The 14785-nt window shown below is 63.4% G+C and carries 19 protein-coding genes and 1 tRNA gene; 6 read left to right on the top strand and 14 right to left on the bottom strand.

Features of this window, described 5'->3' with window-relative positions:
• Positions 1 to 50 precede the first annotated feature (50 nt).
• The 3 genes from CEY09_RS23110 to CEY09_RS23100 all read right to left on the bottom strand — a co-directional run bounded on the left by CEY09_RS23110 (position 51) and on the right by CEY09_RS23100 (position 2051).
• Positions 51 to 275: a hypothetical protein gene (locus CEY09_RS23110; RefSeq protein ID WP_006226936.1), complete on the bottom strand. Its 225-nt coding sequence runs from the start codon at positions 273 to 275 to the stop codon at positions 51 to 53.
• Between the two features lie 55 nt (positions 276 to 330).
• On the bottom strand, positions 331 to 1077 hold the full coding sequence (locus tag CEY09_RS23105) for a sulfite exporter TauE/SafE family protein (protein ID WP_088590401.1): 747 nt from the start codon (positions 1075 to 1077) through the stop codon (positions 331 to 333).
• Between the two features lie 62 nt (positions 1078 to 1139).
• Complete coding sequence (locus CEY09_RS23100; protein WP_088590400.1) at positions 1140 to 2051, bottom strand: DMT family transporter; 912 nt, start codon at positions 2049 to 2051, stop codon at positions 1140 to 1142.
• Between the two features lie 160 nt (positions 2052 to 2211).
• On the opposite strand from CEY09_RS23100, the gene CEY09_RS23095 reads away from it, so the two are divergent.
• Together CEY09_RS23095 and CEY09_RS23090 are read left to right on the top strand one after the other, a co-directional pair.
• Positions 2212 to 2682, top strand: coding sequence for an Lrp/AsnC family transcriptional regulator (locus CEY09_RS23095; RefSeq protein ID WP_006226939.1), 471 nt, complete (start codon positions 2212 to 2214; stop codon positions 2680 to 2682).
• Between the two features lie 111 nt (positions 2683 to 2793).
• Positions 2794 to 3027, top strand: coding sequence for a hypothetical protein (locus tag CEY09_RS23090; protein WP_088590399.1), 234 nt, complete (start codon positions 2794 to 2796; stop codon positions 3025 to 3027).
• Between the two features lie 64 nt (positions 3028 to 3091).
• Here the strand turns inward: CEY09_RS23090 and CEY09_RS23085 are convergent, their stop codons facing one another.
• The 3 genes from CEY09_RS23085 to CEY09_RS23075 all read right to left on the bottom strand — a co-directional run bounded on the left by CEY09_RS23085 (position 3092) and on the right by CEY09_RS23075 (position 5178).
• Positions 3092 to 3685, bottom strand: a complete 594-nt coding sequence (locus tag CEY09_RS23085) for a BPSL1445 family SYLF domain-containing lipoprotein (protein ID WP_006226941.1) — start codon at positions 3683 to 3685, stop codon at positions 3092 to 3094.
• 156 nt (positions 3686 to 3841) lie between these two features.
• Positions 3842 to 4096: a hypothetical protein gene (locus tag CEY09_RS23080; RefSeq protein WP_006226942.1), complete on the bottom strand. Its 255-nt coding sequence runs from the start codon at positions 4094 to 4096 to the stop codon at positions 3842 to 3844.
• A gap of 203 nt (positions 4097 to 4299) precedes the next feature.
• Complete coding sequence (locus CEY09_RS23075; RefSeq protein ID WP_088590398.1) at positions 4300 to 5178, bottom strand: MurR/RpiR family transcriptional regulator; 879 nt, start codon at positions 5176 to 5178, stop codon at positions 4300 to 4302.
• A 133-nt stretch (positions 5179 to 5311) separates the two neighbouring features.
• Here CEY09_RS23075 and CEY09_RS23070 point away from each other — a divergent pair, with 133 nt between their 5' ends.
• Positions 5312 to 6310 carry a Bug family tripartite tricarboxylate transporter substrate binding protein gene (locus CEY09_RS23070; protein ID WP_088590397.1) on the top strand — a complete coding sequence of 333 codons (999 nt, stop codon included), beginning with the start codon at positions 5312 to 5314 and terminating at the stop codon, positions 6308 to 6310.
• Positions 6311 to 6321: 11 nt separating this feature from the next.
• Positions 6322 to 7275, top strand: a complete 954-nt coding sequence (locus CEY09_RS23065; RefSeq protein WP_006226945.1) for a M14 family metallopeptidase — start codon at positions 6322 to 6324, stop codon at positions 7273 to 7275.
• Between the two features lie 72 nt (positions 7276 to 7347).
• Here the strand turns inward: CEY09_RS23065 and CEY09_RS23060 are convergent, their stop codons facing one another.
• Both CEY09_RS23060 and CEY09_RS23055 read right to left on the bottom strand, forming a co-directional pair.
• A complete protein-coding gene (locus tag CEY09_RS23060) occupies positions 7348 to 7782 on the bottom strand; it encodes a GNAT family acetyltransferase (protein ID WP_088590396.1) in 435 nt (144 codons plus the stop codon).
• Between the two features lie 270 nt (positions 7783 to 8052).
• The gene (locus CEY09_RS23055) at positions 8053 to 8967 is read right to left on the bottom strand and encodes a PhzF family phenazine biosynthesis protein (RefSeq protein ID WP_088590395.1); all 915 of its coding nucleotides are present in this window, start codon (positions 8965 to 8967) and stop codon (positions 8053 to 8055) included.
• A 200-nt stretch (positions 8968 to 9167) separates the two neighbouring features.
• Here CEY09_RS23055 and CEY09_RS23050 point away from each other — a divergent pair, with 200 nt between their 5' ends.
• Positions 9168 to 9557: a hypothetical protein gene (locus tag CEY09_RS23050; RefSeq protein WP_006226948.1), complete on the top strand. Its 390-nt coding sequence runs from the start codon at positions 9168 to 9170 to the stop codon at positions 9555 to 9557.
• Here the strand turns inward: CEY09_RS23050 and CEY09_RS32195 are convergent.
• Positions 9554 to 9712 (bottom strand): alpha/beta fold hydrolase, encoded by a 159-nt coding sequence (locus CEY09_RS32195; RefSeq protein WP_158218681.1) that lies wholly within the window; start codon positions 9710 to 9712, stop codon positions 9554 to 9556. The two genes, CEY09_RS23050 and CEY09_RS32195, sit on opposite strands and share 4 nt — an antisense overlap.
• Before the next feature lie 63 nt (positions 9713 to 9775).
• Between CEY09_RS32195 and CEY09_RS23045 the strand changes: the two genes are divergently transcribed.
• Complete coding sequence (locus CEY09_RS23045; RefSeq protein WP_088590394.1) at positions 9776 to 10165, top strand: lysozyme inhibitor LprI family protein; 390 nt, start codon at positions 9776 to 9778, stop codon at positions 10163 to 10165.
• A gap of 33 nt (positions 10166 to 10198) precedes the next feature.
• Here CEY09_RS23045 and CEY09_RS23040 read toward each other — a convergent pair whose 3' ends face one another.
• The 5 genes from CEY09_RS23040 to pheT form a co-directional block, all read right to left on the bottom strand.
• A complete protein-coding gene (locus CEY09_RS23040) occupies positions 10199 to 10960 on the bottom strand; it encodes a hypothetical protein (RefSeq protein WP_143219573.1) in 762 nt (253 codons plus the stop codon).
• 251 nt (positions 10961 to 11211) lie between these two features.
• Positions 11212 to 11288: transfer RNA gene (locus CEY09_RS23035), tRNA-Pro, on the bottom strand.
• A gap of 233 nt (positions 11289 to 11521) precedes the next feature.
• Positions 11522 to 11956 (bottom strand): MerR family transcriptional regulator, encoded by a 435-nt coding sequence (locus CEY09_RS23030; RefSeq protein WP_088590392.1) that lies wholly within the window; start codon positions 11954 to 11956, stop codon positions 11522 to 11524.
• 58 nt (positions 11957 to 12014) lie between these two features.
• Positions 12015 to 12356, bottom strand: coding sequence for an integration host factor subunit alpha (locus CEY09_RS23025; RefSeq protein ID WP_006218744.1), 342 nt, complete (start codon positions 12354 to 12356; stop codon positions 12015 to 12017).
• Positions 12357 to 12359: 3 nt separating this feature from the next.
• Complete coding sequence (pheT, locus tag CEY09_RS23020; RefSeq protein ID WP_088590391.1) at positions 12360 to 14777, bottom strand: phenylalanine--tRNA ligase subunit beta; 2418 nt, start codon at positions 14775 to 14777, stop codon at positions 12360 to 12362.
• Positions 14778 to 14785 lie beyond the last annotated feature (8 nt).

The raw sequence follows: 14785 nt of genomic DNA, 5'->3' as shown, positions 1-14785 counted from the left end.
CCGGAATGGGGGCTTGAAGCGCCAGCAATCGTTGCCAGCGCCCTCTCCCGTCAGCGCACGTGGATAGCGCCCGGCTCTTCCATGCGAAGGGCGAGCTTGCCCTTTTCGGTGATCAGCCAGCGGCCATCGGGGCCCGCCTGAACGCAACGCAAGGTCACCAGCGCCTTCGCGACTTCGTCGGGCACGTCGACTTGAGCGGTATCAGGCTCGGAATTGTCAGCGACAAGTCGCAGCCAATGACCCAGTTCGCCCTTCTGGAAACGATGCAATGCCATGCGTGATTCTCTCTTGAATCCCTCAACGATAGCATGCCGGCGCAGGCGCTTGCCGCTAGGCCAGCAGCTTGGGCACCGACGAGGCCAGCAAGGCAATGCCCGACAGCGTCAGCAGGCCCAGCACGATCCGGCGAAAGGCAAGATCGCTGATGCCGACGTACAGGCGCGCCCCCAGCAAAGTAGGCACCAGCATCGCGGGCACGATCATGGCGAACAGCGGCAGCATGTCGCGCGTGACCACGCCCGTGAACACATAGGTCGCCATCGTCACTGCCAGCATGGACAAATTGAAATTCTGGATCACCGAGCGCTGCACGTCGCGGTCGAACCCCCGCAAGGTGCACCACAACGTCGGGATGACGCCCGTGAACCCGCCGATGCCGCCCATGATGCCGCCCACCGCGCCCGCCACGCCGTCGGCCACTTTGCCGCCAGCGGTGATCTTCGGCAGACGCGTCGCAAACAACATGACCGGGCACCAAATGCCCAGCAGCGCGCCGATGAAAGCCTTGAATATCAACGGTTCCAGATGCGGCAAGAGCATCACGCCCAGCGGGATGCCCAACAGCCCGCCTGCGATGAAAGGCAGCAGCTGCGTCATCGCAAAACCGCGCCGTACCGTGAACGCGGCCAGCAACTGTCCGGTCAACGAGCCGAACACGGCCATCGCGGCCGCCAGCCTGGGGTCGATGGTCCACGCCCAGAACGACATGGCCACCATCCCGAACCCGAATCCCGACAAGCCCTGCACAAACCCCGCGGCCATGGCGCCAACCACGACCAGCACATATAGCGAATCCATTTAAGCCCTGCACCCGGATGACGTGCCAGGCCCTCCCCGGCGCGAAACCATTCTAGAGCGTTCTAGGATGGCCGCAGCACCATCGGCCGCTTCAAGCGCGACGCCACGGCAGACGCGGCCACGCTCGCGCCGATCAGCGACAGGCCCAGCGCCAGATCGGCCGAGATGCGCTCATGGAATACCACCGACGACACGACCAGGCCGATCACCGGCACGCACAGCATTGCGATGGACGTGGCCACGGGCGGCATCTTCTGCGTCATGCCCAGCACGACGATGAAGGTCAGCGCGGTGGCCAGCGGACCCGTGTAGAGGATGATGGGCCAGGCGTCCGGCACCGCCAGAAAGGCTGGCGCGCCGTCGCGCACCCAGGCCAGCACGGCCAACGGCACGGTGGCGATTGCGGTCTGCCACGGGATCATGTCCGCCCCCAGGCGCACATGGCGATTGCCGCGCAGCTGGATGATGTTGCACGCCCACGCGAACGAGGCGCCCAGCAGCATCACCAGACCGATCACCGTATGCGCCTGCCACGGGCTGAAGGCCGGCGCGACGATCACGCCGATGCCCGCATAGCTCAGCGCGGTGGCCAGCCATTGCCCCGCCGACAGGCGTTCTTTCAGGATCAGCGCCGACAGCGGTATTACCCAGATCGAGGTGGCGTACGCGATGACGGACGCCCGCCCGGGCGCCACGTATTGCAGGGCCCACAGCGCCAATGCCGTGAAGGCGCCCATCTGCAGCAACGCCACGCCCGCCACCAGCGGCCATTCCTGGCGCGTCGGCAAGCGCAAGCGCCCCATTGCACCCAGCACCAGCACGCTGATCAGCGCCGCCGATCCGAAGCGGCTGGCGGCCAGCCACAGCGGGCTCATGTGCGCCAAGCCCAACTTCATCACAGGCCAATTCCCGCCCCAGACCATGACCGCCCCGATCAATGGCAAAAACTTGCGCAACGTGCTTTGCTGACTCATTACTGCTCGATCTACCGCTTGATTATTCTGCGATTTGGCCGATTGACCAAAGGAAGAAATAGTCTATAGGGTAAACCCCGGCATATTTCACCTCAATTCACTTCTATACACTACATCCCCAGCACAAACGAACTGCCGATCGATAACACCTAGGTGACTTATGCCGGAAATCAACCTGGATGCCACTGACATCCGAATTCTGAACGAACTCCAACGCGATGCGCGCCTGACCAACGTCGAACTTGCCGCCCGCGTGAACCTGTCGGCCTCGCCCTGTCTGGCTCGGGTGCGCCGCCTGGAAACCGAGGGCCTGATCGATCGCCGGGTCACGTTGCTGAATGCGCGCAAGCTGGGGCTGAAAGTCAACGTGTTCATCCAGATCTCGCTGGACAAGCAGCGCAAGGCGGCACTCGACGTCTTTGAACGGGAAATCGCGGTGCTGCCCGAAATCATGGAGTGCTATCTGATGTCGGGCGACGCCGACTACCTGATCCGCGCGTTGGTACCGGACGTGGATGCGTTGGAACGCCTGATCGTCGAACACATCACGCGCATCCCGGGGGTCGCCAGCATCCGCTCAAGCTTCGCGCTCAAGCAGGTGCTCTACACCACCGCCGTTCCGCTCGCCTGATACCGGGCGACGCTTTCGGAAACTTGCGGGATGCCGCCCGCGCCCGCACAATGGACGCGTCGACGCGATCGCGCGCCGGCATCCCTCCCATCGCTTAGCAAGGAGCAAACCATGCCCGAAACTGAATGGTTCCCCGGCGGCACGCTACCCGATCGTCAGGGCTACTTTGAAGTGGAATTCGACACAGGCGAAACTGAAATCACGCGCTACGGCATGCTGGGTTGGGAACCCGAGCAAGACCGCGGCCGTATCGTGCGCTGGCGCGGCCTGGACCCGAACATCGAAGAAGCCGAAATGCAACGCGAAAACGCCGTACGCAACAACGGCGACACCCTTCTCGGCTGAAGAGCCACGCAAAACAAAACGCCGCGGAAATTTCCGCGGCGTTTTGCTTTTCAGCGTTGCGCGCTTACCAGTCGAGCTTGGAGATCTTGGTGCCGGCCAGCGACACGCCTGCCATCAAGCCGCCGTTGTTCATCACGAAGCCGACAACGGGCTGCTGCGCCGTATTGGTGTCGATACGGCCGTTCGCGCCGATATTCACAACGGCCACCGTGGCGTCGGCGCCGACGGTCCAACCGCTGCTATTGCGGAACTTGTTCAATGCATCGTCCGTCATGAACAGCAGGACCATGGCCTTGGATTGCGCACCGGCCTGGAAGCCGACGGAACCCGCAGTCGTGCTGTAGTAGCCCGCATTGGCGCCGCCCACGCGCAGCACCCCATTGCCATGCTCGGCGCCCACAATGAAGCTGCCGCTCAGGACGTCAGGGAACACCAGTACGCCCCTGGCGCGCGCCACCAGTTCCTTGGATTGCGGCGAGGCCGCGTACAGCTTGGTCAACGTGGCGTTGGCCGCGCTATTCATCGACTCGCGCTTCTCCGATGATGTCGCGGTGTTTTTGGGGGTGTTGGTGGTGCAGCCTGCGAACAGCAGGCCTGCTACACCGATGGTCGCGGCCGCCAGGCCAACACGACGCAGGACAGGAAAAGTATCAAACATGGAACTCTCCTTTATTGTTGTCTTCCACTACCACTGTACCGGCCAATCCAATCGGCACAAGGCACACGTTGTGATAAACGAAACAAAACCTACCTGTTGCCGCTTTCCACACGCGGGCAGCAACATTTGGTAGGGCAATCGCCCCGGCCCGCGCAGTTATAGGATGCCATAACGCGGCTCGCCCGTCGCTTCGTCCACCGAAACGATCCCGGAGAGGACCAGTTCGGCATGGCGCCTGGCCACCGCCGCATCTGCGAATGTCACGAATCTGGGTAATGACCAGCGCTGTTGAAAATCGCCATCGCCTGATCGGCGAACCGTGACCTCGATAGCCAGCACGCCGGCATCCAGACTCACGATCTCGCATCCCACTTGAAAGCCATCGATATGGCGCTGCGGCCACGCGCTCATGCTTATTGCTCCTGAAATCGGTGTATCCGGGCGCAATATGCCAAAAAAAAAAGCGCTTGAAAAGTGATCCTTTCAACGGGTCACATTGCACTAATCGAGGTAGTGCAAACGCATCTTGCAGACGCGAAAAAACAGGCCAAATCGGGCCTCGGAATGCCACTAGGCCAGTTTTTTGGATTACCCCAAACCAAGGGCGGGTCCTGTTATTTCGCGGCCGAACCCTCGCTCGCCGGCCGGATCCACTTTGACTCCCACAGGTCTTCGCCGCGCTCCAACGCCGCCCCCAGCTCTTTCCGGCGGCGCTGCGCAACAGCGGCCAGCAGGGCATTGCACACCGAGAAGGCCGCGGTATAGGAATCGAACGGCGATGCGCTGGAACTGCGCGCGACCAGCACGTGATGGGCGGACGCGGCCGCTGGCGCGGACGCCGCATCCGTGATCAACACCACTTTACCCCCGCGCTGCCGGAACACCTTCACCGCATTCGCCGTGGCAACCGAGTAGCGCCTGAACGTGAACGCCAGCAGCACGTCGTTGCTGTCGATCCAGAGCAGTTGATCTTCCAGAAACATCGGCCCTGCGCCGCCCATCGGCCTGACCGACGGCAGGCACAGGTTCAGGTAGAGCGCCACGTGGCTGGCCAGGGGCGCGGCCTGCCGCAAGCCCAGCACATGCACGCGGCCCTTGCGTTGGGTCAGCAGGCGCACGGCGGCTTCGAACGCGGCCACATCGATCGCCGCAAAGGTCTCTTGCAGATTGTGCTGGTCATGCAGCAACGCGTTGTGCAGGCAGGCCCGGGCCGACGGATTGTCGCCGCTGACCGCATCCGCGCGTTCGCCCGGCGAGGCCAGGCGCGCCGTCACCTCAGAGCGCGCCTCCATCTGCGCCTGTGCATAGCTGTCGTAGCCCAGCTTGGCCAGCAAGCGAACAACCGTGGATGCGCTGGTGCCGACGCGCTTGGCCAGCGCGGTGGCGGATTCCAGCAAGCTTTGCGGGTAGCGCGCCTGCATTTCCTCGACCAGCAGACTTTCCGTCTTGCTGAGTTTCTTGGCGTAGGTGGCAATGCGTTGATTCAGATTCATGATGGCAGCGATTCCGCAAGGGGAGGCTCTAGGTGATAACCCCAAATTCCACAATATTCATTGCATCTTATATTTCACTCTGCAATGCATATTGCAAAATAGACCAATCCGACCGCCTTCACAAGAGAGCTTCATGAAGCACCACTCCGCTGCGCCGTCCCTGATGCGCCGCAGCCTCGTCCTTGCCGGCCTGGGCGCCGCAGCCCTGCCCCTGGCCGCGCGTGCCAACGCCTATCCTTCCCGCCCCATTACGCTGGTCGTGCCGTTTCCCGCAGGCGGATCCGTCGATCTGATCGGCCGCATCTATGCCGAAGCGCTGGGCAAGGCGCTGGGCACGACGGTCATCATTGAGAACCGCGACGGCGCCGGCGGCGCCATCGGCAGCCAGCGCGTGGCGCGCGCCAAACCGGACGGCTATACGCTGGTCGCCTCGTCGCAAAGCTCGCATCTGGCCAACCCGCTGATGCGCAGCGACCTGGGCTACGACCCGATCAAGGATTTCACGTCCATTTCGCAGTTGTCACGCACGCCCAATGTGCTGGTGACCAACATCGACGTGCCCGCCAAGACCCTGGCCGAATTCGTGGCCTTGCTCAAGGCACGGCCCGACGAGTTGCACTACGCCACGGCCGGCATCGGCAGCATGGGTCAGCTCAACGCGGAACTATTCAAGAACACGCTGCAGGTCCAGGCCATGCACGTGCCCTACCGCGGCGGCGCGCCCTTGATCAATGCCCTGCTGTCCAACCAGGCGCAGTTCGCGCTGGACAACCTGGCACCCTTCCTGCCCCACATTCAGGTCGGCAAGATGCGCGCCTTGGCTGTGGCGGCGCCCAAACGCCTGGACGCGCTGCCCGACGTGCCCACGTTCGCCGAACTGGGCTACCCGGTGCTCAACGCCATGTCGTGGATCGGCTTGGCCGCCCCCGCCGGCACGCCGGACGACATCATCCAGACCCTGCTGGCCGCGGTGCGCACCGTCGCCGGCCAGGACGGCATGCCGCAAGCCCTGGAGAAGGCCGGCGCCCTGCCGCCTGAAAACCAGACCCCTCAACAGTTCACCACCATGATGAGCGAACGCCTGGCGCTGTATAAAGACCTGATCGACCGCGCCGGCATCCGCCCCGAATAGGCTTCCATCCCATGCAAAATCCCGCTTTCGAACCCGACACCGCCCCCCTTGAAGTCTTGCCCCGCGACCTCTCGGCATACCGCGAGGGCAACACCGGCATCCCCTACGTCCACCGCTTCGAGTCGGGCGTGCCCGGCCCGCACGTGCTGATCAACGCCATCACCCACGGCAACGAGATCTGTGGCATGGTCGCCGCGACCCATCTGCTGGACACCGGCGTGCGACCCAAGATCGGTACGCTGACGGTCAGCTTCGCCCACGTCGAAGCCTACGAGGCCTTCGACATCAACCAGCCCTATGAAAACCGCCAGCTCGTTCACAACCTGAACCGCATCTGGTCGGCCGCCATGCTGGATGGTACTGAAGACAGCCCCGAACTGCGCCGCGCCCGCGAACTGCGCCCAGTGCTGGACGCCGCCGACTTCGTGCTGGACATTCACTCGACCCGCGCGCCCGTACAGCCCTTCTGGGTCTATAACGAGATGGACCGCAATACCGCGCTGGCCTCCGCCGTCGGCGCACCGCTCGTGCACCTGGTGATGCCGCAGCACAAGTTCCCGGGCACGGGCGTCATGGGCTACGGCCATCACGGCGATCCGCTGTCCGACAGCGGCGGCGCGCTGGTGGTGGAATGCGGCCAGCACTTCGCCAAGTCCGCCGCTGAACTGGCGACCGACGTCACGCTGCGGTTCCTGGCGCACACGGGCCTGATCGATGCCCCGGCCGACGCCACACCACCGCCCGCGCCGCAGCGGTACCGGCTGCTGGAAGTCCACATGGTGAAGTCCGAAGACTTCCATTTCACCCGCCCGGTCATCGGCTTCGAGACCTTCGACAAGGACGAGCTGATCGCCATGAACGGCACCGAAGAAATCCGTTCGCCGTGCAACAACTGCACGATCTTCATGCCGACCCGCATGCCGATCGTCGGCCGCGAAGCCGTCTACCTGACGGTCGCGATCTAAGCTGAATCGCCGGCAGCGTGCTGCCGCGCACATGAAAAAGTCCGACACCAGCGCGTGCCGGACTTTTTCATTTCAAAGGTCCGGGATCAAGCGCTTGCCCAGACTGATCACCTCGTCGCACGAAAAGCCCAGCGATTCGTAAAAGCCTTGCACCGCGACGTTGCCCGAGCGGATCAAGAGGTTGATCTTGGGGCACCCCATCTCCAGCAGCTTGCGCTCCACCGCGCGCATCAGCACGGTGGCGTAGCCTCGCCTTTGATGCGCGGGCGACACCGCCAGATAGTTGATCCAGCCGCGATGGCCGTCATAACCGCCCATCAGCGTGCCCACGATCACGCCGTCTGCTTCGCCCACCAGAAACAGGTCGGACTGCACGGTGAGCTTGCGGGCGATGTCTTTAGCCGGATCGTTCCATGGACGCGTCAGGCCGCAATCGCGCCATAGCTGGACGATGGCCGACTCGTCGGCGGGATGGTAGGGCCGGATGGATAAGGCTTGCTGGGTCATGCTTCGTTCCTTGGATGAGGGAAACGAAGGCCTTGCGATACGCCTCGCGAGCGGGAACGGATTAAGCACAAACAAAAAGGCCACGAGGGGTATCGTGGCCTTCAGGGTGAAGCGCCGAAGACTCGGCGCCTGAACGTGACTTGCCACTCAACGTAGTCGTCGAGTGATTCGTCGGTTATCTGCCCGGCATGCCGGTGCAAAGGGGATCGCGTTCATGCGAAAGAGCATACACGAGCCCGCGCGCGGCAGGCAAGATCCGGCTAGTGCCCGTCAGGCGATGGCAGGCGCGGGCAGCGTTCCTTCCATGACGATGACCGCCTGGCCCGCCACCCCCGCCCATACGCCGTCGGCGCGCGGCTCGGCATGCGCCAGCAACAGGCTGGCGCGGCCCATGTCCACGCCCTGCCCCACGCGCAAGTGCAACGTCCCGTCGCCGCGCAGCGCCGCGCGCAACGCCGTCATCGCCGCCGTTGCGCTACCCGTGGCTGGATCTTCCGTCATGCGTCCGGTGAACATCCGGGCCTGGATGTCCGTCGGCGCGTCCACGGTGTCCCCACCGGTATCAGTCGTGTAGACATAGATGGACTTCGCGCCATCCAGCGGCAGCAGGGCCGCATAGCCATCGGAATCCGGCGCCGCGCGGCGCAGGGCGTCACGGCTGCGCAACTGCACGACCAGGAAGATCAGCCCCACCGAGACCACCTGCGGAGCGTGTTCGGACGTGTCGATATCGGACGGCGCGAGCTTCAACGCCCGGGCCACCGCCGCCGCCGGCGCCTCGCTGGCGCGGGACAAGGGCTGCGGCGCCAATAGCTCTACGCCTTCCACGCCCTTGGCGCCCGTTTTCAACGAGATCCGGACCAGGCCGGCAGCCTCTTCGAAAATAAACGAGTCCGGCGCCGGACGTCCGGCAGCGACCATCTCACGAGCCAGCACCACGGCAGTGCCCACGTTCGGGTGCCCGGCGAAAGGCACCTCACGATCCGGCGTGAAGATCCGCACCCAGGCGGTATGCGCAGGGTCTTTCGGCGGCAGCACGAAGCTGGTCTCCGAATAATTGAATTCACGCGCAATACGCTGCATCTGCGCGGTTTCCAACCCGTGGGCATCCAGCACCACCGCCAACGGGTTGCCGCTATAGGGCTGGGTGGTGAAAACATCGGCGGTGACGTATCGGTAGCGCATGGGAGCTTCTCTTGTCCAAGGGGAAAGACCCAGTATGCAAGGGGCCCCCAGCGCGCGACAGGCACAGATCGAAAGAACTTTCGTCATAACAGCTCCGTCCCCGGCCCCCGCAAACCCCCGGACCAGCGCCCCGGTCGAGTAACCTGTCCTCCAAGGACGCATCTGCGCCCCAATGCACGCTTACCCGAAAGGAATACACCATGGAAAACCCTTTTGGCGACTCCGACGAACCCTCCAGCGACCACCGGCAATATCTGGTCCTGATTTCGGCTTCGAAAGACAACGCCTCACTCGCCCAGAAGCTGCTGGAAAACCTGAAGAAACACGTGGACGAACGGGCCGCGCCCTTGTGGATCGACGCCAAGGGCATCGGCGTGCTGTTGACGACGGATCTGGTCGCATCCGACATCTGGCGTGAAATGTTCCAGAAAGAACCGGGCCAGGACTACGGCGACACCCGCAACATGCTGGTGCTGGAAATCGGCAAGGATTGGGCCGCCCGCAGGGACGACAAGATCGAACACTGGTTGGCCAGCCATGTCGGCAATCCGCTGCCGCCCGCGCCACGGCGGGCAGACAAGCGGCGCTAAATGAAATCCGCCAGCAGGCGCGAGATCGCTTCGGGCTGATCCAGGCTGAGCAGATGGGCGGCGTCAGGCACTTCCTTGCCCACGCCCGCCCTGATCAGCGTCGACACCCGCCGCGACCGCTCCTGGATGTGGGGAAAGTCGAAACTTCCCCACATCACACAACACCTCTGGCTCATGGGAAACTGGTGCCCAGCGCAACTTCATCACACCCCCCATCCATGATCCGCCCGCTGACCGCCCTTGCCCTGATGCTGATGGCCACCGCCACCCACGCCGCCGGCGCGAAAGACTACACCGCCCAATACGACCGCTGCCTGTCGGAGGCCGGCGCCACCAACAATACTTCGGTGCTGAATTGCTCCAGTACGGTGTCCGCGTCGGTCAAAGCGGAAATCAATGCGCTGTACGGCAAACTGCATGCGCGCGTGGCTCAGCAATCGGCGGAAGACGCCAACAAGCTGGAGCAAACGCAAAAGGCATGGCTCGCATACCGCAATGGCCAATGCGACCTGGCGACATCCTATGTGGGCTCACCGATGTTCGGCTATTGCCCCCTGCTGTTGAACATTCAAAGGGCCGACGAATTGCGCGAACTGCTGGGGGAATAAACCCCGGTGCGTACGGCGTGAACTGCTGGCGAATCAATCCCCGGCGCCAGCGACCCCGGCCGCCTGCTCGCGATACGCCACGGCGGACATCGTCGTGGCCATCATCACCAGCGCGATGCACAGCAGGATGCCCGCGAGACCAAGTGCGATCGCGGCCGCCGACATGTCAGAAACGGCGGTGGATAGAAAGGCGCCCGTGATCACCACGAACACCGCCAGCAGGAACAGCATGCTCATCATCGGCCACGCATGCACACGCCGCGCCTGACGCGTCCGCCAAAAATCGTACTGGCCCGATACCGCAACGCGTGCAAGGCTCGGCGCAAACGTGCTGACCCCATACAGCACAGGCGCCCATATCGCCGCAAGCGCCAAAAACAGGCATACGAAGAACACGCTATCGGCGTTGGCGTCCAATGAAAAATAAAGAAGAATCGGCACTCTAGCGGTGGCGTACATCAACCCCATGCCTATCGCGATAAGCAGCGCAAGCAAGGCAACGACCTTCCACTCCGGTTTGCCCAAGCGCCAATCCGCATCATCCGCGTGGCCGCCCGCCACGGTCTGCCGAAGCCACGAGACCGACAGGCGCGTCAACGCCAGCACGTTCACGACAACAAGCAAGAAGAATGGGGAATACACCAAGGACAGGTGCGGCAACAGCAGCGCGATGGGCAGCGTCAGGACGAACACGGCGAACGCCCAAGGCGTAGACCGCCATAGCGCGCCGCCCCGTTGCCGGAGCGTACTTGCCGTCAATGCGAAATAGCGGCTTGCCGGAAGCTTGGTCGTCACGGGGATCCTTTGCGCGAAGAGATTTGGCCTAATCCGCTGGTGTTATACCAGCACTTCCCGTGTTTGGCATGTCGACGCGATGCGCCCACAATACTGACGATGCTTGGCCTTATAACGCGCACAGCAAAGAGCTGAGTGAATGCTCGTAATGTCTGCGGCATCAGCAATGCTTGTCCATCAATATGAAGATTCCGAAGCGCCAATGAGAAAGGGGGTTAGTGATTTTCATCACTAACCCCCTAGGGTATTGCTGGTCGGGACGGCGGGATTCGAACTCGCGACCCCTTGCACCCCATGCAAGTGCGCTACCAGGCTGCGCTACGCCCCGAAAGAAAAAGAGTATAGCAGAACAAAAATAAGTTTGCACGCATTGGTGCAAAAAAAGTGCTGAATACTCAAAAAAATTTGCGCCTCATGTTCGTCGCCTGCACGAGCTTCGTGCAAGGCGGCGCGCGCGAGGCGCAACGTACTGCTTGATGCAATGCGCGTTGCTTCAAGAGCCACGCGCGTTGCAGATACTGCGTTCAATCAAACAATCTTGGACGACAAGAAATTCAGCGCTTAAACGGCCGAGCCCGCATTGCTGGGGGTGACGCTGGCGGCGGCGTTTGCCGGCATGCCCAACGCGTCGGCCAGCATCGTCGAAACGTTGCCGAGCTCGTTGCGCAAGGCTTGCATTTCGGCGCCCGACAAGCGCACGGCGGCGTCTTGATCATGCGGCATGTCGCGCGCGTCGCCTAAGCGATTGCGCGCGCCGCTGATGGTGAAGCCTTGTTCGTACAGCAACGAACGGATGCGACGGATCAGCAGCACTTCGTGATGCTGATAGTAGCGACGGTTGCCGCGACGCTTCACGGGTTTGAGTTGCGTGAATTCCTGTTCCCAGTACCGCAAGACGTGGGGCTTGACGCCACACAGCTCGCTGACTTCACCGATGGTGAAGTAACGCTTGGCGGGAATGGGCGGTAAGGTAACGGTGGGTTCAGTACGTGTCATAAGCGAATTTTATGCCGCGCGGGCGCTGGAAGCCGATAACAATTACCGACAAAGCGTATCACTCCGCGGCGTCGGGTGCAGCAGGGGTCGCCTGCTCCACCACGCTCTTGAGTTTCTGACTCGCATGGAACGTGACCACGCGGCGTGCGGCGATGGGAATGGTCTCGCCGGTTTTGGGGTTGCGGCCAGGGCGCGGCGGTTTGTCACGCACCTGGAAATTGCCAAAGCCCGAAAGCTTGACCGAGTCTCCGCGAGCCAGGGCATCGCGGATTTCCTCGAAGAACGTATCGACGATGTCCTTGGCTTCGCGCTTGTTCAGGCCGACCCGCTCAAAGAGCAGTTCGGCCAGCTCAGCCTTGGTCAGAGTGCGCGGCTCGGCAGCAAGCATACTGTTCCCCATGGTTCAAGCACGCTGGCGCGCGCCGTGAGCACTGACCAATGCATCCTTGATGCGGGACAGGCAATCCGCCACACGGGCTTCGTCCAGCGTGACTTCAGTGTCCTGTAGCCAGAAACGGAAAGCAAGGCTTTTCTCGGTGACGGGTTCGCTGCCCTGGGCCTTCTCGCGCCACACGTCGAACACGCGCACATCCTGCACCACGGCCAGTTGCGCATCCGCCTTGACGGCCGCGGCCACGGTGTCCAGCATCGATTGCGTGGACACGGGAGCATCGACCCACAACGCCAGATCGCGCACCACCACCGGTTGGCGCGACAGTTCGCGCACCTGCGGCAACTCGCCTTCGGACAACGCATCCACGTTCAATTCGAACACCACGGGCGCGTGCGCCAGGTCGGCTTGCTGCGCCCAACGCGGGTGCAGTTCACCGATCCAGCCAATCGCGCGACCGTCGAGTTCGATGCGGGCGCTACGGCCCGGATGCAGCGCCGGATGTGCAGCAGGTTCGAAACGCAGGCGGCGGCCGCGTGCGCCGAACAGCGCTTCGACATCCATCTTCACGTCATAGAAGTCCACCTGGCGCGTCGGAACGCCCCACTGCTCTTCCATGGCCGGCCCCCAGGCCGCGCCCGACAGGCGCATCGGCTGATTCACGCCCGCCACTTCCAGCGGACCGTCCTCGACGGACGCGTCACGCATGAATACGCGGCCCAATTCAAACAGGCGCACGCGCGACTGCTTGCGGTTGGCGTTGTGGCGGATGTTGGCGACAAGGCCGCCGATCAGGCTGGACCGCATGACCGACAGGTGGCTGGCGATCGGGTTCACCAGACGAACCGGCGTCTCGTTGCCTGCGTAGTCGCGCTCCCAATCCGCTTCGACGAAGCTGTAGTTCACGACTTCCTGGTAGTCCTGCGCGGCAGCCAGGCGGCGCAGCGCATGCGCGCCGCGATGCACTTCCGGCTGCGAGAACATCTTGGCGCGCGCCATCGGCGGCACGTCGGGGATGCTCTCGAAACCGTAGATGCGGGCCACTTCCTCGATCAGGTCTTCTTCGATCACGAGGTCGAAACGGTACGACGGCGGGCTGACGACGAAGTCATCGCCTTCAACCGTGAACTCCAGCCCCAAGCTGCCGAAGATCTTGGCGACCTGCTCTTGCGTGACGGGCACGCCCAGCACGCGATGGCAGCGCGCCAGGCGCATGCGCACCGGCGGACGAGCCGGCAGGTTGACGATCTGGTCGTCGATGGGACCGACCTGGCCGCCGCAGATATCGACGATCAGGCGGGTGATGAATTCAAGGTGCTCGGGAATGCTGGCGTAGTCCACGCCACGTTCGAAACGGTGGCTGGCTTCCGAACTGAACTTGTAGCGGCGCGCGCGGCCGGCAATGGCTTGCGGCCACCAGAACGCGGCTTCCAGATAGATGTTCTGCGTGTCCAGCGTCACGGAGGTGGCTTCGCCGCCCATGATGCCGGCCAGGCTTTCCACCTGATCGCCCGCCACCACCACGCCGACCTTCGGGTCCAGCGTGACGGTCTGGCCGTTCAGCAGTTCCAGCGTTTCGCCTTCATGCGCCCAGCGCACGCTGATGTCGCCGCCGATCTTGTCCAGATCGAACACGTGCGACGGGCGGCCCAGTTCCAGCATGACGTAGTTGGAGATGTCCACCAGGGCGGACAGCGAACGCTGGCCGGCGCGCTCAAGACGCGACTTCATCCAGTCGGGCGTTGCCGCGCGGGCGTTCACGCCGCGGATCACGCGACCGCCGAAACGGCCGCACAGGTCGGGCGCTTCAATCTTGACGGGCAGGCGCTCATCCAGCGTGACGGGCACGGCGACGGCGGTCGGCACCGACAGCGGCGCGCCGGTCAAGGCCGCGACTTCGCGCGCCACACCCAGGATCGACAGGCAATCGGCGCGGTTGGGCGTGAGCTTGAGTGTGAAGAGCGCGTCGTCCAGGTCCAGCGCGTCGCGGATGGACTGGCCGGGCACCATGTCGGCAGGCAGCTCCAACAGACCGGCATGGTCTTGCGACAGACCCAGTTCGCGGGCCGAGCACAGCATGCCCGACGATTGCACGCCGCGCATCTTGGCCACGCCGATCTTCATGCCGCCAGGCAGCTCCGCGCCCACGCGGGCCAGCGGAACCTTCAGGCCGGCGGCCGCGTTCGGCGCGCCGCACACGATCTGCAGGCGTTCGCCGGAACCGTCGTCCACTTGGCAGACGCGCAGCTTGTCCGCGTCGGGGTGCGGCGCGATGTCGACGATATGGCCCACGACCACGCCGGTGAAGGCGGGCGCGGCGGGCACGGTCTCTTCGACTTCCAGGCCGGCCATGGTGAGCCGGTGCGCGAGTTCATCGGTTGCGATCGGAGGGTTGACCAGCGTACGCAGCCAGGATTCAGGAAATTGCATGATCAGCC

The organism is Achromobacter marplatensis (assembly GCF_002209535.1).
In the GTDB taxonomy this organism is placed as follows: domain Bacteria; phylum Pseudomonadota; class Gammaproteobacteria; order Burkholderiales; family Burkholderiaceae_B; genus Achromobacter; species Achromobacter marplatensis.
The sequence above is the reverse complement of the archived record's forward strand: the minus strand, read 5'-3'. Positions and strand labels throughout refer to the sequence as shown.